We start from the raw sequence: 24801 nt of genomic DNA on the forward strand, positions 1-24801 counted from the left end.
TGTTAGTATTTGAGCGCAAAATTATTTCTCCGGGTTGCTTTACCCCGTGGATGTCAGGGTGTCCTGCAAAAAACGCTAATTAAGAGGCAGCCTGAACGACGACGGGTATACCAACGAAAGGTAATGAAAGTGAGTGGATTGCTGACGCGCTGGCGACAGTTTGGCAGACGGTATTTTTGGCCGCATCTCCTGTTGGGGATGGTCGCGGCCAGCTTCGGCCTGCCCGCGCTTAGCAACAGCCACGAAACCGCGACGCCGGCGAAGGCAACGTCCAGCAACCATAATCCGAGCAAAGTTAACTTCTCTCAGCTGGCGCTGCTGGAGAGTAATCGTCGGCCGAACTTTACCGTCGACTACTGGCATCAGCACGCCATTCGCACCGTTATTCGTCATCTCTCCTTCGCGATGGCGCCACAGGCATTGCCAGTGGCGGAAGAAACTTCTCCGCTGCAGGCCCAACATCTGGCGCTGCTTGATACGCTCAGCGCGCTGCTGACCCAGGACAGCACGCCGCCGGTGGTGATCCGCCAGGTGGCTTACATCTCTTCCTCATATTCTGCCTTCCGCGTGAGCGCCTGGATTAGCCAGGTGGCGGGGATCCGCGCAGGACCTCAACGTCTCAGCTGAAAATAACCACGGACCATCCTATTTTTTGTGACTCCGCACCGCGGGGCGTTTGAGATTTTATTATGCTTATTAAAATGTTAACTAAGGTTTTCGGCAGCCGTAACGACCGTACGCTGCGTCGTATGCGCAAAGTTGTCAATATCATCAACGGTATGGAACCGGCGATGGAAAAACTCTCTGATGACGAGCTGAAAGCGAAAACTGCTGAATTCCGCGCGCGCCTGGAAAAAGGCGAAGTGCTGGAAAACCTGATCCCGGAAGCCTTTGCCGTCGTTCGCGAAGCCAGTAAGCGTGTGTTCGGCATGCGCCACTTCGACGTCCAGCTGCTGGGCGGTATGGTGCTTAACGATCGCTGCATCGCCGAGATGCGTACTGGTGAAGGTAAAACGCTGACCGCGACCCTGCCGGCGTACCTCAACGCGCTGACCGGTAAAGGCGTCCACGTGGTGACCGTCAACGACTATCTGGCGCAGCGTGACGCCGAAAACAACCGTCCGCTGTTCGAATTCCTTGGTATGAGCGTGGGCATCAATATGTCCGGTCTGCCGGCGCCGGCGAAGCGTGAAGCCTACGCTGCCGATATTACCTACGGCACCAACAACGAATACGGCTTCGACTATCTGCGCGACAACATGGCCTTCAGCCCGGAAGAGCGCGTTCAACGTAAACTGCACTATGCGCTGGTGGATGAGGTGGACTCCATCCTGATCGACGAAGCGCGTACCCCGCTGATCATTTCCGGTCCGGCGGAAGACAGCTCTGAAATGTACCGTAAGGTAAACAAAATCATCCCGCACCTGATCCGTCAGGAAAAAGAGGATTCGGATACCTTTACCGGTGAAGGCCACTTCTCTGTTGATGAGAAAGCCCGCCAGGTTAACCTGACCGAACGCGGTCTGGTGCTCATCGAAGAGCTGCTGGTGCAGGAAGGCATTATGGAAGAAGGTGAGTCGCTGTACTCCCCGACCAACATCATGCTGATGCACCATGTGACCGCCGCGCTGCGCGCCCATGCGTTGTTCACCCGCGACGTTGACTACATCGTTAAAGATGGCGAAGTTATCATCGTCGATGAGCACACTGGCCGTACGATGCAAGGCCGCCGTTGGTCCGATGGTCTGCACCAGGCGGTAGAAGCCAAAGAAGGCGTGGAGATCCAGAACGAGAACCAGACGCTGGCCTCTATCACCTTCCAGAACTACTTCCGCCTGTACGAGAAACTGGCGGGGATGACCGGTACAGCGGATACCGAAGCCTTCGAATTCAGCTCTATCTATAAGCTGGATACCGTTGTCGTGCCGACCAACCGTCCGATGATCCGTAAGGACATGGCGGATCTGGTCTATATGACCGAAGCGGAAAAAATTCAGGCGATTATCGAAGATATTAAAACCCGCACCGCTGCCGGCCAGCCGGTGCTGGTGGGGACTATCTCGATCGAAAAATCCGAAGTAGTTTCGCGCGAGCTGACCAAAGCCGGCATCAAGCACAACGTACTGAACGCCAAGTTCCACGCCAGCGAAGCGGATATCGTCGCCCAGGCGGGTTATCCGGCAGCGGTGACCATTGCCACCAACATGGCGGGTCGTGGTACCGATATTATGCTCGGCGGTAGCTGGCAGGCGGAAGTCGCCGCGCTGGAAAATCCGACGCCGGAACAGATTGAAAAAATCAAAGCGGACTGGCAGGTGCGCCATGATGCGGTTCTGGCCGCAGGCGGTCTACACATTATCGGTACTGAGCGTCATGAATCACGCCGTATCGATAACCAGCTGCGTGGCCGTGCGGGTCGTCAGGGTGATGCCGGTTCGTCTCGCTTCTACCTGTCGATGGAAGATGCTCTGATGCGTATCTTCGCCTCCGATCGTGTGTCCGGCATGATGCGCAAACTGGGGATGAAGCCGGGTGAAGCCATCGAGCACCCGTGGGTAACTAAGGCTATCGCCAACGCTCAGCGTAAAGTGGAAAGCCGTAACTTCGATATTCGTAAGCAGCTGCTGGAATATGATGATGTGGCTAACGACCAGCGCCGCGCGATCTACACTCAGCGTAACGAACTGCTGGACGTGTCTGATGTCAGCGAAACCATCAACAGCATCCGCGAAGACGTCTTTAAAGCGACTATCGATGCGCATATTCCGCCGCAGTCTCTGGAAGAGATGTGGGATATTGAAGGCCTGCAGGAGCGTCTGAAAAACGACTTCGACCTCGAGCTGCCGATCAAAGAGTGGCTGGATAAAGAGCCAGAGCTGCATGAAGAGACCCTGCGTGAACGTATTCTGCAGAGCGCGGTAGAAACTTACCAGCGTAAAGAAGAAGTGGTCGGTGCCGAGATGATGCGTCACTTTGAGAAAGGCGTGATGCTGCAGACCCTGGACTCCCTGTGGAAAGAGCACCTGGCAGCGATGGACTATCTGCGTCAGGGTATCCATCTGCGTGGCTATGCGCAGAAAGATCCGAAGCAGGAGTACAAGCGCGAATCGTTCTCTATGTTTGCTGCGATGCTGGAGTCACTGAAGTATGAAGTGATTAGCACCCTGAGCAAAGTCCAGGTGCGTATGCCGGAAGAAGTCGAAGCGATGGAGCAACAGCGTCGTGAAGAAGCCGAGCGCCTGGCGCAGATGCAGCAGCTCAGCCATCAGAGCGACGATGAGGCCGCTGCCGAGGATCTGGCGGCACAAACCGGCGAGCGTAAAGTGGGGCGTAACGATCCCTGTCCGTGCGGTTCCGGTAAAAAATATAAACAGTGCCACGGCCGTCTGAGCTAAGGCCTGATAAAAAAACAAAGGCGCAGAGTTCTGCGCCTTTTTTATGGAGCTGATTCAATGAAAAAACTGCAAATCGCCGTCGGGATAATTCGCAATCCGCAAGGCGAAATCTTTATTACCCAGCGCGCCGCTGATGCCCATATGGCGAATAAGCTGGAGTTCCCGGGCGGGAAGATTGAATCTGATGAGACGCCGGAGCAGGCGCTAATTCGCGAGCTGCAGGAAGAGGTTGGAATTACGGTAAGGTCTGCAACGCTATTTGATAAGCTGGAGTATCAGTTCCCTGACCGCCATATAACGCTGTGGTTTTTCCTTGTGGAAAGTTGGCAAGGCGAGCCATGGGGTAAAGAAGGGCAACCGGGACGGTGGATGGCGGGTCAGACACTGGATCCAGAGGCGTTCCCCCCGGCGAATGAACCGGTTATCAACAAACTTATCGGCCTGGGCTGAGCGTCAGGCTACAACGCTAACCCGATAATTATCGGGTTAGCGTGCCGGTAAATCAGGGCTGCTGCTCGCTCCAGTCATCGCTGTCGGAGAGATCGCCCGCGCTGGGGATGCGTTTCTCTTCTGCGGCCCATTCTCCCAGATCGATCAGCTGACAGCGCTTGCTGCAGAATGGACGAAAGGGACTCTGCTCACCCCACACCACGTTTTTGCCGCAGGTCGGGCAGTTGACGATGGTCTCTTCAGACATGTTATCTCCTTAGCAGCAGGCCAGTTCAAAATCAAAGCGCTCCGGCACGATCCCATACTCACTGTCCAGCGGCAGGAAACGGATAGCGAAACGGCTCTTATGGCCGGAGATCTGCGGATACAGCTGGTGAGCCAGATCGAGACGCAGACGTAGCAGATCGGCATCTTCGCCATTATCCTGGTAAAAGCCGTTGAGGCTGGTCTGTTTGCGAAACAGCGCAGAGTTACGGATCAGGTCGAGGATCAGGTTCAGGGACTGGATCAGCGGATCGAGGCTGGCGAGCCAGCTGGCCACCTGCTCGTCCCGATGCGCCTGTGGCATATGGAGCCAGATATGCAGGGTCGGTAAATCGAAGCTGCAGCAGCCGCCTGGAATACTCAGGCGCTGACGCACCAGCGCAATCAGGCGATCTTCACGCAGAAACTGGCCAATACGCGGCGCGGCCATCAGGGTGCTGGAGGATTGCTTCAGCTGCTGGCGCAGTTCGTTAATGCGCTCCTGATCGACGCCCGGTACTTCAGCCCAGGACTGGAGCTTGCGCTGCTGGCGCTCCAGTTCTTTAACCAGGTCGGTACGCACCTCGCCACGCTCCAGCACATCCAACAGATCGCCGGCGTTACGGAAAAAATGGAGCGCATCGGCATGAGTGGCAATCATCGGATGGAAAGCCATTTGCTGGATCAGAAATTCGATGCGCAGCCAGGTACGCATTTTCTCATTAAGAGGATGTTCAAACAGAACGGGGGTATGCATTACGAGTTTTCCTGTGAGGCGGCCTGCGATGCCAGCATTAAATACTTTTCGTGCAGGCGGGCAACATCCGATGCCACTGCATCCGGCGTGCCAGTGTTTTCAATAACATCGTCCGCGGCGGCCAGGCGCTGCTCGCGCGTGGCCTGAGCGGCAAGAATATGTTCAGCATGTTCGCGGCTGACCTTGTCACGCAGCATGGTGCGTTCGATCTGCGTTTCTTTTGGCACATCGACGACCAGTACGCGATCGGCCTGACCGGACAGGCGGTTTTCGACCAGCAAAGGTACGACCCAGAGGAGATAAGGGGAGGTAGCAGCCTGCATCTGGCGGCGCGTTTCCTGCTGGATCAGCGGATGCAACAGCGCGTTAAGCCAGGCTTTATCCTCCACGTGAGCAAAAATTTTTTCCCGCAGCAGGCGGCGGTTCAGCGCGCCGTCGGGGGCAATCATCTGCGGCCCAAAGTGGCCGGCGATAGCCTGGAGCGCCGGGGTGCCAGGTTCGACTACCTGGCGGGCGATAACATCGGCATCAACAACGTTAACCCCGAGCTGCGCGAAGGCGTCGGCGACCGTGCTTTTACCGCTGCCGATCCCACCTGTTAACGCGACTGTGTACCCCATATCTTCTGACCCTGAAACGGATTGCTCGTATTTTTTGCATTCAGACAGCGATGACTGGCCGCACGTCGGAGAGGTGATAGTGATCATATCGTGATAGTCACGTGTCAACCGGGATCGCCGCCCGCTATTCTGTTTCTTTTAATTAAGCAAATCAAATGGTTAAAAATAATACGCTGGCGGGGAAAGGCATAAGTGCTTTTTTCTCCATTCACCAGGTAAATTTATACGATTGTAGCGTAAAAAAAGTGAAAATCGCAGTCTTGCGCAGGCCTGATTCGTGCGTATGATAACGTCACTGGAGTTGTGCTCTCACAATAATGCAATTAACCCCAGGAATTCGCACATGCGTATTGAAGAAGATCTGAAGCTTGGTTTCAAAGACGTTCTTATCCGCCCGAAACGCTCTACTCTCAAAAGCCGTTCTGATGTTGAGCTGGAACGTGAATTCACTTTCAAACATTCAGGCCAGACCTGGTCCGGTGTGCCAATTATTGCGGCCAACATGGATACCGTCGGCACCTTCAGTATGGCGAAAGCGCTGGCCACTTTTGGTATTCTGACTGCGGTACACAAGCACTACACCGTTGAGGAATGGCAGGCGTTTGTACAGGGCGCGTCCGCAGATGTCCTCAAGCATGTGATGGTTTCCACCGGCACTTCCGATGCGGATTTCGAAAAGACGCAACAGATCCTCTCTCAGAATCCGCAACTGAAATTTGTGTGCATCGACGTGGCTAACGGCTACTCTGAGCACTTCGTGCAGTTTGTGGCGAAAGCCCGTGAAGCCTGGCCGCAGAAAACCATTATCGCCGGAAACGTGGTCACTGGTGAAATGTGCGAAGAGCTGATCCTCTCCGGCGCCGATATTGTGAAAGTCGGGATTGGCCCGGGTTCCGTCTGCACTACCCGCGTCAAAACTGGCGTCGGCTATCCGCAGCTCTCCGCCGTGATCGAGTGCGCTGATGCGGCGCACGGCCTGGGCGGCCAGATCATCAGCGACGGGGGATGCACCATGCCGGGTGATGTGGCGAAAGCTTTCGGCGGCGGCGCCGATTTCGTGATGCTCGGCGGCATGCTGGCGGGCCATGAAGAGAGCGGCGGAACCATCGTTGAAGAGAACGGGGAAAAATTCATGCTGTTCTATGGCATGAGCTCCGAGTCGGCGATGACGCGCCATGTTGGCGGTGTCGCGAAATACCGCGCGGCGGAAGGTAAAACCGTTAAGCTACCGCTGCGTGGCCCGGTGGATAATACTGCTCGCGATATCCTTGGCGGCCTGCGTTCAGCCTGCACCTATGTTGGCGCGTCGCGTCTGAAAGAGCTGACCAAACGGACGACCTTTATCCGCGTTCAGGAACAAGAGAACCGGATATTCAATAGCCTGTAAGCGGCTTCGCTGGCGCCTGTGCTGCGCCAGCGTTTCTCACCCTCCCGCCCCGCCAATGGCATCGCCCAGATGAAAAACGGGCAAATACATCGCCACCACCAGAATGCCGACCAGTGAACCGGTTATCACCAGCATGATGGGTTCGAGATGCGCAGCCAGACTGTCGGCTCGCTGATGCGTTTGCTCTCGATGATGGTGCGCCAGATTTTCCAGCATTTGATCCAGCGCCCCCGCGCTTTCACCCGTACGGATGAGCTGCAGGCACAGCGGAGTAAAACCGCCGCACCGGCTTAACGCCTGCCAAATCGGTTCCCCCTGGGCTATCAGCGTACGGGCTTGCGCCAGGCGCTGGCGCCAGAGTGGGCACGACAGAGTTGCTTCAACACTTTGCAAACCCTGCAGAAAGCTAATACCGGCGCTTTGGGTTAACGCCAGGATGGTAAAGATCAGGCTCAGCTGTTGGCCGCCGATCAGGGGGCCGATGAGAGGGAGCGCGTTCAGCAATCGCTGGCGACGCAGCAACCAGTCGCTACGCCGCCGGACCAGCTGGTTGAGCAGCAGCGGGCTCAGGAAAAGGGCCAGCAGTAGCGGCCAGCCGCGACTTAGCATGTCGCCTGCCGCAACGACCATCCGCGTCAACAGCGGCAGCGGCGTACTGAACGTCTGGTAGATGGCGGTGAACTCGGGCAGGACAAAATAGAGCATTCCCAGCACCACCAGCAGCGCCAGGGCGAGTACGATCAGCGGGTAACGCAGCGCTTTTTTGACCTTGCCGGCGAGCCGCTGCTGCTCCTGCTGTTGGTTGGCCAGCTGCAGGCAGCAGATATCAAGCTTGCCTGTCAGTTCGCCGGTGCTAATCATCGCCAGATAAAGCGGCGGAAAGGCTTGCGGCCACTGCGCCAGCGCGGTAGAGAAAGCTACGCCCTGAGCCAGCTCGCGGCCCAGGGACTCAAGCAGCGCTTGCCATTGCGGGTGTGGTTGCTGCTGCGCCAGCAGAGATAAACCGTCCGCCAGCGGCAGGCCGGCCTGCAGCAGGGTGGCGAGCTGACGGATCGTTTCGCTACTGTAGCGTGGGTGCCAGAGATTCAGCTTCACTGCACAGCGGCGCACGGCCAGCGGCATGACGCGCTGCTGCTGAAGGTCGTGCAGCACCTCCAGACGACTGGCTTGCCATAGCATCCCCTGGCAAGGGGCGCCGTGCGCATCGATACCGCGCCAGCGCCAGAGACGCTTAGTCGCCATGGGGGATCCCCAGCACCCGCACCACCTCTTCAAGGCTGGTCAGCCCCTGTTCGATAGCCTGACAACCGCTTTCAAAAAGCGTCATCATCCCCGCGGCTCGCGCCAGAGATTCAATTTCAATGGCATTCAGCCCCTGGACTATTCCCTGGCGTAACCCGGGGGTGACAGGCATGACCTCAAACAGCGCCAGCCTGCCGTGATAACCGTGATAACAGTGATCGCAGCCAGCCGCCTGCCAGCGCGGCAGCGGGCGTGGCCACAGGCTGTGCGGCAGGTCGGCGGCGCTACCGACATTGCGCCGACAGTGGGGGCACAGCTTGCGGACCAGGCGCTGGGCGATAACCAGCGAGAGCGCTGAAGATATCATCCAGCGGGCGATGCCCATCTGCTGCAGGCGGGTGAGGGTTTCGCTGGTGGAGTTGGTGTGCAGGGTGGAAAGCACCAGATGGCCGGTCTGGGCGGCTTTCAGGGCTATTTCAGCGGTCTCGGCGTCACGAATCTCGCCTACCATGACAATATCCGGATCCTGGCGTAACAGGGCGCGGAGTACGCTGTGAAAGGTGAGCCCGGAACGCGGATTAATTTGCGTCTGATTCATCCCGGCGATGGGGATCTCCAGCGGATCCTCGACGCTACAGATGTTCACTTGCTCCCGGTTTCTGGCCTGCAGGGCGCTGTAGAGGGTCACCGTTTTACCGCTTCCGGTCGGGCCGGTGACCAGCAGTAGACCCTGCGGCTGATTAAGCGCCTGGCGAAAAGCCGCCAGCTGGGAAGAGGAGAGTCCGAGGGCCTCCAGATCCAGGGCCTGGTCAACCTGATGCAGAAGACGCAGGACAATTTTTTCGCCATAGCGGCAGGGTAGAGTGGCGATGCGAAAGGAGAGCGGTCGTCCGCCGAGGTTCAGCGCGAACTGACCATCCTGTGGTAAACGATGCTCGGCGATATCGAGACTGGCCATGACCTTGAGTCGCGCGATAACCGGTGCCGCCAGCTCGGGGGCCAGCAACGGCAGGGCATGGAGGACGCCATCGACCCGCAGGCGGATGCGTAAATGCGTTTCCGTGGGTTCGATATGAATATCGGACGCCCGCTGACGCAGAGCCTGTTCGAGGATCTGGTTGACCCGTTCGGCGATATTCTCTGGCCCCGCGTTTTGCGCCAGTTGCGCCTGCTTTTCCTGGGCCTGCAGACGCTTGTCCATCTGTTCCTGGCTCCAGCATTCAATATCGATTCGCTTTTGTGTCGCGAAGCGCAGCGCCTCCATCAGCTCCGCCGGTGGGGTATCGACCACCGCAATGGATATCGTCTGCTCGTCGCTATGCAGCAACATGGCGTGATAGCGGCGACAGAGAGGGATCAGCTGTTCTGTTTTCATGTGTTTGCCCTTACTTCACCCGGAAGACGTCTTCGCAGGCCTGCTGAAGGGCGCTGTTGCCGGTGATAGTGCAGACGCGCTGCCAGCCAGTGACGCCCTCGGCGTTATCCCAGGTCGGCGTCAGGGTGACGCCCAGTCCGTTCAGGCTTTCCTGGCCGGTGAGGGTGACGACCCCTTTGGCCACGCTCATAGCGGAGAGGTAGCGTGTGGTTGTCGGCGAGGGAATGCCGTTGCTGCCGCCGTCGCATGGCGTCAGGCCGCCATGATCGAGCGCGCAAAGTTCGATGGCCGTCCGATAGGGGACAAAGGTCTGCAGCAGGTCGGTGAGGGCGGCTTTACGCAGGTAGTTCTGGTAGGCCGGGATGCCAATGGCGCTGAGAATAGCGATGATCCCAATGACCACCATCAGTTCAATCAGGGTGAAACCACGTTGTTTATCCATAAGTCGCTCCTTGTTGTGACAGGAGCACTGTGACGGGATTCGGGATGTCAGGCGAGAAGGCGAAAACGATCCGGGAAACCAGATTCCAGGGTTTTTACTTTGCTTACATGGTGGGCATGAACGGCTGCGAGTCGGCTCGCAAATTCAGGCCCTCACGCCCGGAAGCGTGAAGGCCAATTTCTTAGCGAAAACGCATCGACAGGTCGAGCGCCTGCACATGTTTGGTCAGGGCGCCGACGGAGATATAGTCGACGCCGGTGTCGGCAAATTCGCGGATGGTGTCGAAGGTGACGTTACCGGAGACCTCCAGCGCCGCCTGGCCTGCGGTGATTTTCACCGCCTCGCGCATCAGGTCGGTGGTGAAGTTATCGAGCATAATGATGTCCGCCCCGGCTTTTAACGCCTGCTCCAGCTCATCCAGGGTTTCCACTTCCACTTCCACCGGCACATCAGGATGTAGCCAGAACGCCTTTTCCACCGCCTGACGGATCGAGCCGGAGGCGATGATATGGTTTTCTTTAATCAGGAAAGCGTCGAACAGGCCCAGGCGGTGGTTGGCGCCGCCGCCGCAGAGTACCGCGTATTTCAGCGCGGTACGCAGCCCTGGCAGCGTTTTACGGGTATCCAGAAGTTGGGTTTTGGTGCCGGCCAGCAGGTCGACGTAGCGACGGACGACGCTGGCGACGCCGGAGAGAGTTTGCACAAAGTTCAGCGCCGTGCGTTCGCCGGTGAGCAGAATACGCGACGGGCCTTCCAGCTCGAACAGCGGCTGGTCGGCTTTGACCGCATCGCCGTCGGCCACGTGCCAGGTGATATTCACGTCGTCACCGGCGAGCTGAATAAAGACCTCTTCCACCCAGCGTTTGCCACAGAAGACGCCATCTTCGCGGGTAATGACCACCGCATGGGAGCGTGCATCCTGCGGCAATAATTGCGCGCTAATATCGTTGTTGGCGTCGACTTCGCCGCCCAAATCTTCCCGCAGGGAGTGTGCGACAGCATCGGTAATATCGAGGTTAATACGTTCCAGCAGCACGTCACGGCGGCGGTCGGGGTTGTAACGACGAGGCGACATGATAAAGCTCCAGATAGATAAGATTCAGAAGTGGGAAACATGCTAACCTGAACGACGTTTCAGTACCATACACACTTCATCCTTTGGGCCGGCGTGTGGCCCGGAAGCATGAGTTCGCGAAAGGAGATCCCGCATGCAGTTGAACGAGGGATGGCTGGTCGGCGCGCGTCGGGTTCCCTCGCCGCACCATGACTGCCGTCCGGATGAAGAAGCCCCTTCCTTACTGGTGGTGCATAACATTAGCCTGCCACCGGGTGAATTTGGTGGTCCGTGGATTGATGCGCTGTTCACTGGCACCCTGGATCCCCATGCGCATCCTTTCTTTGCCGAGATTGCTCATCTGCGCGTTTCGGCACATTGTCTGATTCGCCGTGATGGCGAAATCGTGCAGTATGTGCCTTTCGATAAGCGTGCGTGGCATGCGGGGGTCTCCTGCTATCAGGGGCGAGAACGCTGCAATGACTTTTCCATTGGCATTGAGCTGGAAGGCACGGATACCCTGGCGTATACCGATGCGCAGTACCAGCAGCTGGCGGCGGTGACGGAACTACTGATCACGATTTACCCGGCTATCGCCGAAAACATCGCGGGCCACAGCGATATCGCGCCCGTGCGGAAAACCGATCCAGGACCGGCCTTTGACTGGATAAAATTCCGGGCGCTACTCAGTGCGCCGTCAGATAAGGAGACATCATGACGCTGTTTACGACGCTGCTGGTGCTTATCGCCGAACGGCTGTTTAAGCTGGGCGAACACTGGCAGCTTGATCATCGGCTGGAGGTGGTGTTCCGCCGGATAAAACATTTTTCGCTGCTGGGCACGCTGCTGATGACGGTGGTGGCTGTCGCGGTGGTGTATCTCATTCAGCGCCTGCTGCAGGGGCAGCTATTTAACGTACCTCTGCTGGTGTTCTGGATCTTGCTGGGCCTGTTGTGCATCGGGGCAGGCAAGGTTCGGCTGCATTATCATGCCTATCTGAAAGCGGCGTCGCGCAATGACAGTCGCGCCTGCGATGCCATGGCCAGCGAGCTGACGCTGATCCACGGCGTACCGCCGGGCTGCGATGAGCGTGAATATCTGAGTGAGCTGCAAAATGCGCTGCTGTGGATTAACTATCGATATTACCTGGCGCCGCTTTTCTGGTTTGTGGTGGGGGGCGCGTGGGGGCCGCTGACGCTTATCGCTTATAGCGTCCTGCGTGCCTGGCAGACGTGGCTGGCGCGCTACCAGACGCCGCATCATCGTTTGCAGTCTGGAATCGATGGTCTCTTGCATATCGTGGACTGGCTGCCGGTGCGTCTGGTGGGGGTTGTCTATGCTCTGGTGGGGCATGGAGAGAAAGCGCTCCCGGCGTGGTTTGCATCGTTAGGCGACCGCCATTCATCGCAGTATCAGGTATTGACCCGCCTGGCGCAGTATTCCCTGGCTCGTGAACCGCACGTGGATAAAGTGGCGACCCCGAAGGCCGCGGTGTCGATGGCCAAGAAAACCTCGCTGGTGGTGGTGGTGATCATGGCGCTGCTGACGATTTACGGCACCCTGGTTTAACGGCCTGAGCCCGCGCTCAGCCTGCCACGATGCATGCACCTGCGGGACTCTTGCTGCCGGGTGGCGGCTTCGCCTGACCCGGCCTGCAGAACCGCGTCAGCGGGCTTCATTCCGAACCGCTACAGCGTATCCGCCGGCGGGATGCCGAAGTCGGGCATCCCGTCCTCCCTCCAGCTGACGAGTTTTAACCGCGTATGGCGATTGGGGTCATACAGTGGATCGCCTTCTATCTCGGTGTAATTCCGCGCGTGATACACCAGCACATCTTCCCCTGCCGGCGTTTGGGTAAAACTATTATGGCCCGGGCCATACTGGCGGTTTTCATAGCTGGTACGAAAGACCGGCTGCGGGGCTTTATGCCAGTTCGTCGGCTGCAGCGGATCGGCCTGCAGATCGATCCAGAGTAACCCCATGCAGTAGTTTTCATCGGTGGCGCTGGCGGAATAGCTGATGAACAGCTTATCGCCATGCACCAGCACCGCAGGACCTTCGTTGACCTTAAATCCCCGGCACTCCCAGTCGAACTCCGGCTTGCTCAGCATGACCGGCTCGCCTTTTAGCGTCCACGGGTTGGCCATTTCAGCAAGATATAAGTTTGAGTTGCCTTCGATATGCGGGGATTTTTGCGCCCACAGATACCAGCGTTTGCCCTGATGGATAAAAGTAGTGGCATCGAGGGCGAAGGTATCGAAAGGCGTGACCACCTGGCCTTTTTCCTGCCAGCGACCGGTCAGCGGATCGTTGTCGGCGCACTCGAGAACGAACATGCGATGCTGGAACATCCCCAGCGCATCCAGATCGTGAGTATGGGTGGCGGCAAAATAGATATACCACTTACCGTCTATTTCATGCAGCTCCGGCGCCCAAATCAGCTGGCTCATCGGCCCGCTTTGTGGCGCGCGCCAGACCACTACCGGCTCAGCATCGCGCAATCCTTCAAGGGTGGCCGCGCGCCGGATCTCCAGCCGGTCATATTCCGGTACCGAGGCAATAAAGTAGTAGTGATTAAGGTGGCGCAGAATAAAGGGGTCTGCGCGCTGTTCAATAAAGGGGTTTGGCCAGTTGTTCATCAGGCTTTCCTTACGTGTTCACTGGTTTTCAGTTCCTGGTATTCGTTCAGCTCGCTGTAGTTGCTGCGGCGCTTCTCTAAATCGCTTTGAATCTGGCGCATCAGGGTGCGGTCAACCTTCAGCAGGCGCACCACGCCGGCGGTGATCAGATAGCCGACGCCGGGGATGACCGAGAATAGGAGCACGATGCCGTTGAGGGCGGAGGCGCTTTGCGCTTTCGCGCCGGCGTCGTAGCCGTACCATGACAGCAGGAAACCTACCATTGCTCCGGCGACAGCCAGGCCGACCTTGAGGAAGAACAGATTACCGGAGAAGCTAATGCCGGTGATGCGCTTACCGGTTTTCCACTCGCCATAGTCGTCAACGTCGGACATCAGCGACCAGTGCAGCGGAGAGGGGATCTGATGCAGGATGTTGAGCAGGAAGTAGAGCACCATAATCAGCGTGGTGGCGTGCGGATTAAAGAAATAGAAGGCGCAGGAGAAAATCGCCAGCACGATGTTGGTCCAGAAGAAAACCTGCAGTTTGCACCAGCGGTCGGTGAGGACTTTCGCCAGCATGCTGCCAATCATCATCCCGACCACGCCGAGGCTGATAAACAGGGTGGCAAAATGGGTGCTTTGTCCCATCACCCAGGTGACGTAATACATGGTGGCGGCCATGCGAATAAAGCCCGGGCAGACGTTGCACAGCGTGAGCAGCAGGATGCGCACCCACTGGTCATTTTTCCACACGTCTTTGAGGTCTTTTTTCAGTTCATCATTCGTCTGCACCGCCGGGTGTATGCGTTCACGCACGGTAGCGAAGCAGAACAGGAACATACACATGCCGATAAAGGCCAGCACGGTCATCGCCATCTGGTAGCCCTTCGCTTTATCGGCGCCGCCGAACCAGTCGGCCATTGGCAGCAGCGTCAATGACAGCAGCAGCGTGGCGATACCCACCATCACAAAACGATAGGACTGGCAGGCAACGCGTTCTTTCGGATCAGCGGTCATCACCGTTCCCAGCGAGCAGTAGGGGATGTTAATCGCGGTATAGGTCACCGACAGCAGAAAGTAGGTCACGAACGCATAGATAACTTTGCTGTTATAGGTCCACTCAGGAGTAGTGAACATCAGCACGCTGAACAGGGCGTAGGGGAAGGCAATCCACAGTAGCCATGGACGAAAGCGGCCATATTTACTGCGGGTACGGTCGGCAAGGGCGCCCATAATCGGATCGGTCACCGCATCGATGACGCGCACCGACAACAGCAGTACGCCGACCAGCGCCGGCGCCAGGCCGAAGATATCGGTATAAAAATAGTTAACAAACAGCATGATGGCGCCAAATATGATATTGCATCCGGCATCACCCATCCCGTAACCAATCTTTTCCTTTATTGATAGTCTATTGTCTGCCATGTGCGGTCTCTCCGTTGCAGTATGGAGAGAATTATTGGCTGCTATCGAGGGAAATACGTTGCAGGAACTCGTTAATGATATGGATATATCAGCTATGGAGGGGAAAGTGTGAAGCAGATAACAATGCTCTGCGCCCGTTATTCAGGGAGGGGCGCAGAGCAAAGAGAAATATTTATGAGATGTATTATTGTGCTTTTATGGTGGCGGCGGCTTTCTGTTTAAACAGATAGCCCACGCCCAGCACCGCAATCCATACCGGGATCAGCCAAACGGAAATCGCCATCCCCGGGGTCATCAGCATAATCACCAGCACTGCCGCCATAAACAGCAGGCACACCCAGTTACCCAGCGGGTAGAAGAGGGCAGGGAAGCGAGTGGTGACCCCCTGCTGCTGTTTGGCGCGACGGAATTTCATATGCGCCAGGCTGATCATCGCCCAGTTGATAACCAGGGCCGAGACCACCAGCGCCATCAACAGGCCGAAGGCGGATTCCGGCGCCAGGTAGTTGATCAGTACGCACAGCGCGGTCACCAGGGCTGAGACGAGGATGGTATTCACCGGCACGCCGCGTTTGTCGACGCTGAGCAGCGCTTTCGGCGCGTTACCCTGCTGGGCAAGGCCGAACAGCATACGGCTGTTGCAGTAGACGCAGCTGTTATAAACCGACAGAGCCGCCGTCAGCACCACGACGTTAAGGGCATTTGCCACCAGCGTATCGCCAAGCTCATGGAAAATCAGGACGAATGGGCTGGTGTCCGCGGTCACGCGGGTCCACGGCAGCAGGGAGAGCAGCACCGCCAGCGAGCCAACATAGAAGATCAGGATACGGTAGATAACCTGGTTGGTGGCTTTCGGAATGCTTTGCTCCGGATTATCCGCTTCCGCCGCGGTGATCCCCACCAGCTCCAGACCGCCGAAGGAGAACATGATGATCGCCATCATCATTACCAGTCCGGTAAAGCCGTGCGGCAGGAAGCCACCCTGATCCCACAGGTTACGTACCGTCGCCTGCGGGCCGCCGTTGCCGCTGAACAGCAGCCAGCCGCCGAACAGAATCATCGCCACCACGGCGACCACTTTGATAATCGCGAACCAGAACTCCATTTCCCCGAACACTTTCACGTTGGTCAGGTTAATGGCGTTGATAGCGATGAAGAAGACCGCCGCCGAGGCCCAGGTCGGGATTTCCGGCCACCAGAACTGGATATATTTGCCGACGGCGGTGAGTTCCGCCATGGCCACCAGGACATACAGCACCCAGTAGTTCCAGCCGGAAGCGAAGCCGGCAAAGCCGCCCCAATATTTATATGCGAAGTGGCTGAACGAACCCGCTACCGGCTCTTCCACCACCATCTCACCCAACTGACGCATGATCAGAAAGGCGATAAAGCCGGCGATAGCGTAACCAAGAATGATACCCGGGCCGGCGGACTGAATGACGGACGCGCTTCCCAGAAACAGGCCGGTGCCGATAGCCCCGCCCAGCGCGATAAGCTGAATGTGGCGGTTTTTCAGGCCGCGCTTCAGCCGATCGCCGTGCTGTTGACCTTCCATATGAAACCTCGTGTGTGGTTATTTTTTGTGTACGTCATCCGTCAGGTTGCTGCTTCTCTGCTGTCCCTGCCAGAAAGCATAGCCAGCGAAAATTTGGGCGAAGTGGCCCACTTTTTACCTGAGTGATGGCGCGCACATATTGTTGTGTTTGTGTATTTAGCGACTTCCGTTTCTGTATTGTTTTGTTTACGGAAGGCGGTGTGGTAATTCAAAAAAAAGCCTTTCGTCTGAGGGAGAATAGTGTTAAGCGCGACCGAATGCACCTGCTTTATGAAGGGATGATGACGATGTGTCTAAAAAGACATCAATAGACACATTCAGTATTATTCCATCGTATTACCCATGAGTGGTTATTTATTCTGTTAATTTGATTTTTTATTCATCTATGGCGCAGTTGAATCGGTTCAGATAGCGTAATTTTTCGTTTCCATAAAGTTAACGCTACCCCTTTGTGAGTAAACGTAACATTTGTGCAAGGTTACATTTCTGAAATGTTATTTCTGTAAGGTTGTTAAAATGTCCGCGGTTTACTGATTTCAATCAAAACCTGTATGGACAGAAGGTGAATACTTTGTTACTTTAGCGCTACGAACTTTAAATTGGTAAGACCAATTGACTCCGGGCTAATGGCAGAGACAGGGAATATGGCCTACAGCAAAATCCGCCAACCAAAATTATCCGATGTGATAGAGCAGCAGCTGGAGTTTCTGATCCTTGAGGGGACCTTGCGCCCCGGTGAAAAACTTCCGCCCGAACGCGAACTGGCTAAGCAGTTCGACGTTTCCCGCCCCTCGCTGCGTGAGGCGATTCAACGCCTCGAAGCCAAGGGCTTGTTGCTTCGTCGTCAGGGAGGTGGAACGTTTGTTCAGAGCCGCCTGTGGCAGAGCTTCAGCGATCCGCTGGTCGAGCTGCTGTCCGATCACCCTGAATCCCAATTCGATCTGCTTGAGACCCGTCACGCGCTGGAAGGCATCGCGGCTTATTACGCGGCGCTGCGCAGCAATGATGAAGATCGCGATCGTATCCGCGAGCTGCATCAGGCCATTGAACGGGCGCAGCAGTCGGGCGATCTGGACGCTGAGTCCGGCGCCGTCGTCCAGTATCAAATCGCCGTCACCGAGGCGGCACACAATGTGGTTTTGCTCCATCTGCTAAGGTGTATGGAGCCGATGCTGGCACAAAACGTTCGTCAGAACTTTGAATTGCTGTATGCCCGCCGGGAAATGCTCCCGTTGGTCAGCAACCATCGTACTCGCATTTTCGAGGCGATAATGGCCGGGGAGCCGGAGCAGGCGCGTGAGGCGTCGCACCGTCACCTGGCGTTCATTGAGGAAATTTTGCTGGACCGTAGCCGTGAGCAGAGTCGTAGAGAGCGCTCACTGCGTCGTTTACAGCAACGAAAGGACGAGAACTCCGGTTCTTAAGCGCCATTTTTAGAGCGCGGCAACTAAACGCAGAACCTGTCTTATTGAATTTTTGGTTGTTCAAAGGTGAAGAACGAAGAGTTCAATGGGACAGGTTCCAGATTAATCAACGATTAGATAGATAAGGAATACCCCCCATGTCAGAACGTTTACCAAATGACGTGGATCCGATCGAAACTCGCGACTGGCTACAGGCGATCGAATCGGTCATCCGTGAAGAAGGTGTTGAGCGTGCTCAGTATCTTATTGACCAACTCCTTTCTGAAGCCCGCAAAGGCGGGGTGAAAGTGGCTGCTGGCGCATCGACCGGCGGTTACGTCAACACTATTGCCGTTGAAGATGAACCGGAATACCCGGGTAATCTGGATCTGGAACGTCGTATCCGTTCTGCGATCCGCTGGAACGCGATCATGACCGTTCTGCGCGCATCGAAAAAAGATCTCGAACTGGGCGGCCACATGGCTTCCTTCCAGTCTTCCGCAACCTTCTACGAAGTGTGCTTCAACCACTTCTTCCGCGCACGCAACGAGCAGGATGGCGGCGATCTGGTGTACTTCCAGGGCCACATCTCTCCGGGCGTGTATGCACGTGCTTTCCTGGAAGGTCGTCTGACTGAAGAGCAGATGAACAATTTCCGTCAGGAAGTTCACGGTAAAGGTCTGTCCTCTTATCCGCACCCGAAACTGATGCCGGAATTCTGGCAGTTCCCGACCGTTTCTATGGGTCTGGGCCCAATCGGGGCAATTTATCAGGCTAAATTCCTGAAATATCTGGAACACCGTGGTCTGAAAGACACCTCCAAACAAACCGTTTATGCTTTCCTGGGCGACGGTGAGATGGACGAGCCGGAATCTAAAGGTGCGATCACCATCGCCACCCGCGAGAAGCTGGACAACCTGGTCTTCGTTATCAACTGTAACCTGCAGCGTCTTGATGGCCCGGTAACGGGTAACGGCAAAATCATCAACGAACTGGAAGGCATCTTCGCGGGCGCAGGCTGGAACGTTATCAAGGTTATCTGGGGCGGTCGTTGGGATGAGCTGCTGCGTAAAGACACCAGCGGTAAGCTGATCCAGCTGATGGAAGAAACCGTTGACGGCGATTACCAGACCTTCAAATCCAAAGACGGTGCATATGTGCGCGAGCACTTCTTCGGTAAATATCCGGAGACCGCGGCGCTGGTTGCCGACTGGACTGACGAGCAGATTTGGGCCCTGAACCGCGGCGGCCACGATCCGAAGAAAGTTTACGCTGCACTGAAAAAAGCGCAGGAAACCAAAGGCAAAGCGACCGTAATCCTCGCCCATACCATTAAAGGTTACGGCATGGGTGACACCGCTGAAGGTAAGAACATCGCCCACCAGGTTAAGAAAATGAACATGGACGGCGTTCGTTACGTCCGCGATCGTTTCAACGTGCCGGTTGCCGATGCCGATCTCGAAAAACTGCCGTACGTCACCTTCCCGGAAGGTTCCGAAGAGCACACCTATCTGCACGCTCAGCGCCAGAAACTGCACGGCTATCTGCCGAGCCGTCAGCCGAACTTCTCTGAGAAGCTGGAGCTGCCGACGCTGGAAGATTTCGCTCCGCTGCTGGAAGAGCAGAATAAAGAGATCTCTACCACTATCGCATTTGTTCGTGCCCTGAACGTGATGCTGAAGAACAAATCCATCAAAGACCGCCTCGTGCCGATTATCGCCGACGAAGCGCGTACTTTCGGTATGGAAGGTCTGTTCCGTCAGATCGGTATTTACAGCCCGAACGGCCAGCAGTACACCCCGCAGGACCGTGAGCAGGTTGCTTACTACAAAGAAGACGAGAAAGGCCAGATCCTGCAGGAAGGGATCAACGAGCTGGGCGCAGGCGCATCCTGGCTGGCTGCGGCGACTTCTTACAGCACCAACAACCTGCCGATGATCCCGTTCTACATCTACTACTCGATGTTCGGGTTCCAGCGTATCGGCGACCTGTGCTGGCAGGCAGGCGACCAGCAGGCTCGCGGCTTCCTGATCGGTGGTACTTCCGGTCGTACAACGCTGAACGGCGAAGGTCTGCAGCACGAAGATGGCCACAGCCATATTCAGTCGCTGACTATCCCGAACTGTATCTCTTACGATCCGTCCTATGCATACGAAGTGGCGGTCATCATGCATGATGGCCTGGAGCGTATGTACGGTGAGAAACAAGAGAACGTTTACTACTACATCACTACGCTGAACGAAAACTACCACATGCCGGCCATGCCGGAAGGCGCCGAGGAAGGTATCCGTAAAGGTATCTACAAACTCGAAACCATTGAAGGTAGCAAAGGTAAAGTTCAGCTGCTGGGCTCCGGTTCTATCCTGCGTCACGTTCGTGAAGCAGCGCAGATCCTGGCGAAAGACTACGGCGTGGGCTCTGACGTGTATAGCGTCACCTCCTTCACCGAACTGGCGCGTGATGGCCAGGATTGCGAACGCTGGAACATGCTGCACCCGCTGGAAACCCCGCGCGTGCCGTATATCGCTCAGGTAATGAACGACGCTCCGGCCGTGGCATCCACTGACTATATGAAACTGTTCGCTGAGCAGGTTCGTACTTATGTACCGGCTGATGATTACCGCGTACTGGGTACCGATGGCTTCGGTCGTTCCGACAGCCGTGAAAACCTGCGTCACCACTTCGAAGTCGATGCTTCCTATGTGGTCGTTGCAGCGCTGGGCGAACTGGCTAAACGTGGTGAAATCGATAAGAAAGTGGTGGCTGACGCTATCGCGAAATTCGACATCGATGCAGAAAAAGTTAACCCGCGTCTGGCGTAAGAGGTAAAAGAATAATGGCTATCGAAATCAAAGTACCGGACATCGGGGCTGATGAAGTTGAAATCACCGAGATCCTGGTCAAAGTGGGCGACAAAGTAGAAGCTGAACAGTCGCTGATCACCGTAGAAGGCGATAAAGCCTCTATGGAAGTCCCGTCTCCGCAGGCTGGCGTCGTGAAAGAGATTAAAGTCTCCGTCGGCGACAAAACCGAGACTGGCAAACTGATTATGATTTTCGATTCCGCCGAGGGTGCAGCAGCCGCTGCACCTGCGCAGGAAGAGAAGAAAGAAGCCGCGCCGGCTGCGGCTGCGCCAGCAGCTGCCGCGGCAGCGAAAGAAGTTCACGTCCCGGATATCGGCGGCGATGAAGTTGAAGTCACCGAGATCATGGTTAAAGTGGGCGACACCATCGCCGCTGAGCAATCCCTGATCACCGTAGAAGGCGATAAAGCCTCTATGGAAGTGCCGGCGCCGTTCGCGGGTACCGTGAAAGAGATCAAAATCAACACCGGTGACAAAGTGTCCACCGGCTCCCTGATCATGATCTTCGAAGTGGCGGGCGCTGCGCCTGCCGCCGCACCTGCTCAGGCTGCTGCTCCGGCGGCGGCTGCTCCAGCTGCGGCTGGCGGTGCGAAAGACGTTAACGTACCGGACATCGGCGGCGACGAAGTTGAAGTCACTGAAGTGATGGTTAAAGTCGGCGATAAAGTGGCTGCTGAGCAGTCCCTGATCACCGTCGAAGGCGACAAAGCGTCTATGGAAGTGCCGGCGCCATTCGCAGGTACCGTCAAAGAGATCAAAATCAGCACCGGCGATAAAGTCAAAACCGGTTCCCTGATCATGGTCTTCGAAGTGGAAGGCGCTGCGCCTGCCGCCGCGCCGGCTCAGGCTGCTGCTCCGGCACCGGCTGCTGCACCGGCTCAGGCCGCTAAGCCTGCCGCTGCACCGGCTGCGAAAGCAGAAGGCAAAACTGAATTCGCTGAAAACGATGCTTACGTTCACGCGACGCCGCTGATTCGCCGCCTGGCGCGCGAGTTCGGCGTTAACCTGGCAAAAGTGAAAGGCACCGGCCGTAAAGGTCGTATCCTGCGCGAAGACGTTCAGGCTTATGTGAAAGACGCGGTTAAACGCGCTGAATCCGCACCGGCGGCTGCCGCTGGCGGCGGTATCCCGGGCATGCTGCCATGGCCGAAGGTTGACTTCAGCAAGTTTGGTGAAATCGAAGAAGTGGAACTGGGTCGTATCCAGAAAATCTCTGGGGCTAACCTGAGCCGTAACTGGGTGATGATCCCGCACGTTACCCACTTCGACAAAACCGATATCACCGATCTGGAAGCGTTCCGTAAGCAGCAGAACGCCGAAGCTGAGAAGCGTAAACTGGACGTGAAATTCACCCCAGTGGTCTTCATCATGAAAGCCGTTGCCGCTGCGCTTGAGCAGATGCCGCGCTTCAACAGCTCGCTGTCCGAAGATGGTCAGCGCCTGACGCTGAAGAAATACATCAACATCGGTGTGGCGGTGGATACCCCGAACGGTCTGGTGGTTCCGGTCTTTAAAGACGTGAACAAGAAGAGCATCACCGAGCTGTCTCGTGAACTGACCACCATCTCGAAGAAAGCGCGTGATGGCAAACTGACGGCTGGCGAAATGCAGGGCGGTTGCTTCACCATCTCCAGCATCGGCGGCCTGGGCACTACCCACTTCGCGCCGATTGTTAACGCGCCGGAAGTGGCCATCCTGGGCGTGTCTAAGTCCGCGATGGAGCCGGTATGGAATGGTAAAGAGTTCGTTCCGCGTCTGATGATGCCGATCTCTCTGTCCTTCGACCACCGCGTCATCGACGGTGCTGATGGTGCCCGCTTCATTACCATCATTAACAACACCTTGAGCGACATTCGCCGCCTGGTGATGTAATCGAAAAAGCCGGCCTGACGGCCGGCTTTTTTCTGATAACCTCAGGCTGTTGGGGATTATCAGCAACAAAGGACAAAATCGTTTGCCGTTTGTTGTTTAAAAATTGTTAACAATTTTGTAAAATACACGCGGATAGAACGTCCCGGTGGACTTGGGCGTAAGAATAATAGCGTCAGACCCGCCGGATATAAATTACAGAGGTCATGATGAGTACTGAAATCAAAACTCAGGTCGTGGTACTTGGGGCAGGCCCCGCAGGTTACTCTGCAGCCTTCCGTTGCGCTGATTTAGGTCTGGAAACCGTCATCGTAGAACGTTACAGCACCCTCGGTGGCGTTTGCCTGAACGTGGGTTGTATCCCGTCTAAAGCGCTGCTGCACGTGGCAAAAGTTATCGAAGAAGCGAAAGCGCTGGCCGAACACGGCATCGTTTTCGGCGAACCGAAAACCGACATTGACAAGATCCGCACCTGGAAAGAAAAAGTTATCACTCAGCTGACCGGCGGCCTGGCTGGCATGGCTAAAGGCCGTAAAGTGAAAGTGGTCAACGGTCTGGGTAAATTTACCGGCGCCAACACCCTGGAAGTGGAAGGCGAAAACGGTAAAACCGTGATCAACTTCGACAACGCCATCATCGCGGCGGGCTCCCGTCCGATTCAGCTGCCGTTTATCCCGCATGAAGATCCGCGCGTATGGGACTCCACCGACGCCCTGGAACTGAAATCCGTACCGAAACGTATGCTGGTCATGGGTGGCGGTATCATCGGTCTGGAAATGGGTACCGTATACCATGCGCTGGGTTCAGAGATTGACGTGGTTGAAATGTTCGACCAGGTTATCCCGGCGGCCGATAAAGACGTGGTGAAAGTCTTCACTAAACGCATCAGCAAGAAATTCAACCTGATGCTGGAAACCAAAGTGACTGCCGTTGAAGCGAAAGAAGACGGTATTTACGTTTCCATGGAAGGCAAAAAAGCGCCGGCTGAAGCGCAGCGTTACGACGCCGTGCTGGTCGCTATCGGTCGCGTACCGAACGGCAAAAACCTCGACGCAGGTAAAGCGGGCGTGGAAGTGGACGATCGCGGCTTTATCCGCGTTGACAAACAAATGCGCACCAACGTGCCGCACATCTTTGCTATCGGCGATATCGTCGGTCAGCCGATGCTGGCGCACAAAGGCGTACACGAAGGTCACGTTGCCGCAGAAGTTATCTCCGGCCTGAAACACTACTTCGATCCGAAAGTGATCCCGTCCATCGCCTACACTGAGCCAGAAGTGGCATGGGTTGGTCTGACTGAGAAAGAAGCGAAAGAGAAAGGCATCAGCTACGAAACCGCCACCTTCCCGTGGGCGGCTTCCGGCCGTGCTATCGCTTCCGACTGCGCAGACGGTATGACCAAACTGATCTTCGACAAAGAGACCCACCGTGTTATCGGCGGTGCGATTGTCGGCACCAACGGCGGCGAGCTGCTGGGCGAGATCGGCCTGGCTATCGAAATGGGCTGCGACGCTGAAGACATCGCGCTGACCATCCATGCTCACCCGACTCTGCACGAGTCTGTTGGCCTGGCGGCAGAAGTCTTCGAAGGCAGCATCACCGATCTGCCAAACGCCAAAGCGAAGAAAAAGTAACTTTTTCTTTCAGGCTAAAAGCATAAGCGGCTCCCGGAGCCGCTTTTTTTATGCCTGATGTTTAGAACTATGTCTCCGTTCATAAACCGCTACACCTCATACATACTTTGAAAATAATCACGCCATAAACTTATAGGCAGTTAACGATATAGTTGAGGTGTGAGATGAAACGCTTTTTAACCGCAGCGCTGGTCGCTGCAACGTGCCTATCCGGTGTGGCCTGCGCGGCTGACGCCACCATCCCCTGGGCGGACAACAGCGGTGGCACGGAAACGACCCATATCGCGGCGATGGGGCAGGATCTGAATGCCCAGCATCAGCAGGTGACGAAGACGAATGAAGGGGTATGGGCAGCGAACTCCGGAAGCATCAGCGCTGATGAAGCGTCATTATCCAGCACAAAGCCGACTTTTGCTGGCGATCCGTCTCTGATGCCCCATCAGGGCTAAGCGAATAGAAACGCCAGG

21 protein-coding genes are annotated in these 24801 nt (G+C 56.3%); 11 read left to right on the forward strand and 10 right to left on the reverse strand.

Annotated elements, in window-relative coordinates; genetic code table 11:
- Positions 1 to 129: 129 nt before the first annotated feature.
- The 3 genes from secM to mutT all read left to right on the forward strand — a co-directional run bounded on the left by secM (position 130) and on the right by mutT (position 3845).
- Positions 130 to 627, forward strand: coding sequence for a secA translation cis-regulator SecM (secM, locus tag HMPREF3142_RS08865; RefSeq protein WP_049245540.1), 498 nt, complete (start codon positions 130 to 132; stop codon positions 625 to 627).
- Between the two features lie 62 nt (positions 628 to 689).
- Positions 690 to 3395, forward strand: coding sequence for a preprotein translocase subunit SecA (gene secA, locus HMPREF3142_RS08870; RefSeq protein ID WP_008807427.1), 2706 nt, complete (start codon positions 690 to 692; stop codon positions 3393 to 3395).
- A gap of 57 nt (positions 3396 to 3452) precedes the next feature.
- Complete coding sequence (mutT, locus tag HMPREF3142_RS08875; protein ID WP_012968936.1) at positions 3453 to 3845, forward strand: 8-oxo-dGTP diphosphatase MutT; 393 nt, start codon at positions 3453 to 3455, stop codon at positions 3843 to 3845.
- Positions 3846 to 3897: 52 nt separating this feature from the next.
- Here the strand turns inward: mutT and yacG are convergent, their stop codons facing one another.
- Genes yacG through coaE form a run of 3 tightly spaced genes read right to left on the reverse strand, consistent with a single transcriptional unit; the run spans position 3898 to position 5465 of the window.
- On the reverse strand, positions 3898 to 4092 hold the full coding sequence (gene yacG, locus HMPREF3142_RS08880; RefSeq protein ID WP_008807425.1) for a DNA gyrase inhibitor YacG: 195 nt from the start codon (positions 4090 to 4092) through the stop codon (positions 3898 to 3900).
- Between the two features lie 9 nt (positions 4093 to 4101).
- Positions 4102 to 4845 carry a cell division protein ZapD gene (gene zapD, locus HMPREF3142_RS08885; protein WP_008807424.1) on the reverse strand — a complete coding sequence of 248 codons (744 nt, stop codon included), beginning with the start codon at positions 4843 to 4845 and terminating at the stop codon, positions 4102 to 4104.
- Positions 4845 to 5465: a dephospho-CoA kinase gene (gene coaE / locus HMPREF3142_RS08890; RefSeq protein WP_049152097.1), complete on the reverse strand. Its 621-nt coding sequence runs from the start codon at positions 5463 to 5465 to the stop codon at positions 4845 to 4847. Before coaE ends, zapD begins: the two co-directional genes overlap by 1 nt.
- A 343-nt stretch (positions 5466 to 5808) precedes the next feature.
- Here coaE and HMPREF3142_RS08895 point away from each other — a divergent pair, with 343 nt between their 5' ends.
- A complete protein-coding gene (locus tag HMPREF3142_RS08895) occupies positions 5809 to 6852 on the forward strand; it encodes a GMP reductase (RefSeq protein ID WP_012542849.1) in 1044 nt (347 codons plus the stop codon).
- A gap of 36 nt (positions 6853 to 6888) precedes the next feature.
- On the opposite strand, the gene hofC is transcribed toward HMPREF3142_RS08895, so the two are convergent.
- The 4 genes from hofC to nadC all read right to left on the reverse strand — a co-directional run bounded on the left by hofC (position 6889) and on the right by nadC (position 10986).
- Positions 6889 to 8094: a protein transport protein HofC gene (gene hofC, locus HMPREF3142_RS08900; protein ID WP_016160297.1), complete on the reverse strand. Its 1206-nt coding sequence runs from the start codon at positions 8092 to 8094 to the stop codon at positions 6889 to 6891.
- Positions 8084 to 9469: a type II secretion system protein GspE gene (gspE, locus tag HMPREF3142_RS08905; RefSeq protein WP_064171248.1), complete on the reverse strand. Its 1386-nt coding sequence runs from the start codon at positions 9467 to 9469 to the stop codon at positions 8084 to 8086. The genes hofC and gspE overlap by 11 nt, the downstream gene beginning before the upstream one ends.
- A gap of 10 nt (positions 9470 to 9479) precedes the next feature.
- Positions 9480 to 9911, reverse strand: coding sequence for a prepilin peptidase-dependent pilin (gene ppdD, locus HMPREF3142_RS08910; protein WP_002888683.1), 432 nt, complete (start codon positions 9909 to 9911; stop codon positions 9480 to 9482).
- A 181-nt stretch (positions 9912 to 10092) separates the two neighbouring features.
- Positions 10093 to 10986, reverse strand: a complete 894-nt coding sequence (gene nadC / locus HMPREF3142_RS08915; RefSeq protein WP_002888684.1) for a carboxylating nicotinate-nucleotide diphosphorylase — start codon at positions 10984 to 10986, stop codon at positions 10093 to 10095.
- A 133-nt stretch (positions 10987 to 11119) separates the two neighbouring features.
- Between nadC and ampD the strand changes: the two genes are divergently transcribed.
- Together ampD and ampE are read left to right on the forward strand one after the other, a co-directional pair.
- The gene (ampD, locus tag HMPREF3142_RS08920) at positions 11120 to 11683 is read left to right on the forward strand and encodes a 1,6-anhydro-N-acetylmuramyl-L-alanine amidase AmpD (protein WP_008807417.1); all 564 of its coding nucleotides are present in this window, start codon (positions 11120 to 11122) and stop codon (positions 11681 to 11683) included.
- Positions 11680 to 12534: a beta-lactamase regulator AmpE gene (gene ampE, locus HMPREF3142_RS08925; RefSeq protein ID WP_012542846.1), complete on the forward strand. Its 855-nt coding sequence runs from the start codon at positions 11680 to 11682 to the stop codon at positions 12532 to 12534. The genes ampD and ampE overlap by 4 nt, the downstream gene beginning before the upstream one ends.
- 119 nt (positions 12535 to 12653) lie before the next feature.
- Here the strand turns inward: ampE and HMPREF3142_RS08930 are convergent, their stop codons facing one another.
- The 3 genes from HMPREF3142_RS08930 to aroP form a co-directional block, all read right to left on the reverse strand.
- A complete protein-coding gene (locus HMPREF3142_RS08930; RefSeq protein ID WP_044649833.1) occupies positions 12654 to 13604 on the reverse strand; it encodes a glycoside hydrolase family 43 protein in 951 nt (316 codons plus the stop codon).
- Positions 13604 to 15010: a glycoside-pentoside-hexuronide (GPH):cation symporter gene (locus HMPREF3142_RS08935; RefSeq protein WP_008807414.1), complete on the reverse strand. Its 1407-nt coding sequence runs from the start codon at positions 15008 to 15010 to the stop codon at positions 13604 to 13606. The genes HMPREF3142_RS08930 and HMPREF3142_RS08935 overlap by 1 nt, the downstream gene beginning before the upstream one ends.
- Positions 15011 to 15194: 184 nt before the next feature.
- Positions 15195 to 16565 carry an aromatic amino acid transporter AroP gene (gene aroP / locus HMPREF3142_RS08940; protein ID WP_008807413.1) on the reverse strand — a complete coding sequence of 457 codons (1371 nt, stop codon included), beginning with the start codon at positions 16563 to 16565 and terminating at the stop codon, positions 15195 to 15197.
- A 644-nt stretch (positions 16566 to 17209) separates the two neighbouring features.
- Between aroP and pdhR the strand changes: the two genes are divergently transcribed.
- From pdhR to HMPREF3142_RS08965, 5 genes are all read left to right on the forward strand, one after another.
- Positions 17210 to 17989, forward strand: a complete 780-nt coding sequence (pdhR, locus tag HMPREF3142_RS08945) for a pyruvate dehydrogenase complex transcriptional repressor PdhR (protein ID WP_002888699.1) — start codon at positions 17210 to 17212, stop codon at positions 17987 to 17989.
- Between the two features lie 137 nt (positions 17990 to 18126).
- The gene (gene aceE, locus HMPREF3142_RS08950) at positions 18127 to 20790 is read left to right on the forward strand and encodes a pyruvate dehydrogenase (acetyl-transferring), homodimeric type (protein ID WP_008807412.1); all 2664 of its coding nucleotides are present in this window, start codon (positions 18127 to 18129) and stop codon (positions 20788 to 20790) included.
- A 14-nt stretch (positions 20791 to 20804) separates the two neighbouring features.
- On the forward strand, positions 20805 to 22703 hold the full coding sequence (aceF, locus tag HMPREF3142_RS08955) for a pyruvate dehydrogenase complex dihydrolipoyllysine-residue acetyltransferase (protein WP_032731619.1): 1899 nt from the start codon (positions 20805 to 20807) through the stop codon (positions 22701 to 22703).
- A 206-nt stretch (positions 22704 to 22909) separates the two neighbouring features.
- The gene (gene lpdA, locus HMPREF3142_RS08960; RefSeq protein WP_002888731.1) at positions 22910 to 24334 is read left to right on the forward strand and encodes a dihydrolipoyl dehydrogenase; all 1425 of its coding nucleotides are present in this window, start codon (positions 22910 to 22912) and stop codon (positions 24332 to 24334) included.
- A 164-nt stretch (positions 24335 to 24498) separates the two neighbouring features.
- On the forward strand, positions 24499 to 24783 hold the full coding sequence (locus HMPREF3142_RS08965) for a hypothetical protein (protein ID WP_048267456.1): 285 nt from the start codon (positions 24499 to 24501) through the stop codon (positions 24781 to 24783).
- The last annotated feature ends 18 nt before the right edge of the window (positions 24784 to 24801 follow it).

Origin of the sequence: Klebsiella sp. HMSC16C06 (assembly GCF_001808325.1) — a bacterium.
In the GTDB taxonomy this organism is placed as follows: Bacteria; Pseudomonadota; Gammaproteobacteria; order Enterobacterales; family Enterobacteriaceae; genus Klebsiella; species Klebsiella variicola.

Bases quoted from the DNA above. Each gene is read 5' to 3' on its own strand.
- secA (WP_008807427.1), top strand. From the start codon at position 690: ATGCTTATTAAAATGTTAACTAAGGTTTTCGGCAGCCGTAACGACCGT.
- mutT (WP_012968936.1), top strand. From the start codon at position 3,453: ATGAAAAAACTGCAAATCGCCGTCGGGATAATTCGCAATCCGCAAGGC.
- yacG (WP_008807425.1), bottom strand. From the start codon at position 4,092: ATGTCTGAAGAGACCATCGTCAACTGCCCGACCTGCGGCAAAAACGTG.
- zapD (WP_008807424.1), bottom strand. From the start codon at position 4,845: ATGCATACCCCCGTTCTGTTTGAACATCCTCTTAATGAGAAAATGCGT.
- coaE (WP_049152097.1), bottom strand. From the start codon at position 5,465: ATGGGGTACACAGTCGCGTTAACAGGTGGGATCGGCAGCGGTAAAAGC.
- HMPREF3142_RS08895 (WP_012542849.1), top strand. From the start codon at position 5,809: ATGCGTATTGAAGAAGATCTGAAGCTTGGTTTCAAAGACGTTCTTATC.
- hofC (WP_016160297.1), bottom strand. From the start codon at position 8,094: ATGGCGACTAAGCGTCTCTGGCGCTGGCGCGGTATCGATGCGCACGGC.
- gspE (WP_064171248.1), bottom strand. From the start codon at position 9,469: ATGAAAACAGAACAGCTGATCCCTCTCTGTCGCCGCTATCACGCCATG.
- ppdD (WP_002888683.1), bottom strand. From the start codon at position 9,911: ATGGATAAACAACGTGGTTTCACCCTGATTGAACTGATGGTGGTCATT.
- nadC (WP_002888684.1), bottom strand. From the start codon at position 10,986: ATGTCGCCTCGTCGTTACAACCCCGACCGCCGCCGTGACGTGCTGCTG.
- ampD (WP_008807417.1), top strand. From the start codon at position 11,120: ATGCAGTTGAACGAGGGATGGCTGGTCGGCGCGCGTCGGGTTCCCTCG.
- ampE (WP_012542846.1), top strand. From the start codon at position 11,680: ATGACGCTGTTTACGACGCTGCTGGTGCTTATCGCCGAACGGCTGTTT.
- HMPREF3142_RS08930 (WP_044649833.1), bottom strand. From the start codon at position 13,604: ATGAACAACTGGCCAAACCCCTTTATTGAACAGCGCGCAGACCCCTTT.
- HMPREF3142_RS08935 (WP_008807414.1), bottom strand. From the start codon at position 15,010: ATGGCAGACAATAGACTATCAATAAAGGAAAAGATTGGTTACGGGATG.
- aroP (WP_008807413.1), bottom strand. From the start codon at position 16,565: ATGGAAGGTCAACAGCACGGCGATCGGCTGAAGCGCGGCCTGAAAAAC.
- pdhR (WP_002888699.1), top strand. From the start codon at position 17,210: ATGGCCTACAGCAAAATCCGCCAACCAAAATTATCCGATGTGATAGAG.
- aceE (WP_008807412.1), top strand. From the start codon at position 18,127: ATGTCAGAACGTTTACCAAATGACGTGGATCCGATCGAAACTCGCGAC.
- aceF (WP_032731619.1), top strand. From the start codon at position 20,805: ATGGCTATCGAAATCAAAGTACCGGACATCGGGGCTGATGAAGTTGAA.
- lpdA (WP_002888731.1), top strand. From the start codon at position 22,910: ATGAGTACTGAAATCAAAACTCAGGTCGTGGTACTTGGGGCAGGCCCC.
- HMPREF3142_RS08965 (WP_048267456.1), top strand. From the start codon at position 24,499: ATGAAACGCTTTTTAACCGCAGCGCTGGTCGCTGCAACGTGCCTATCC.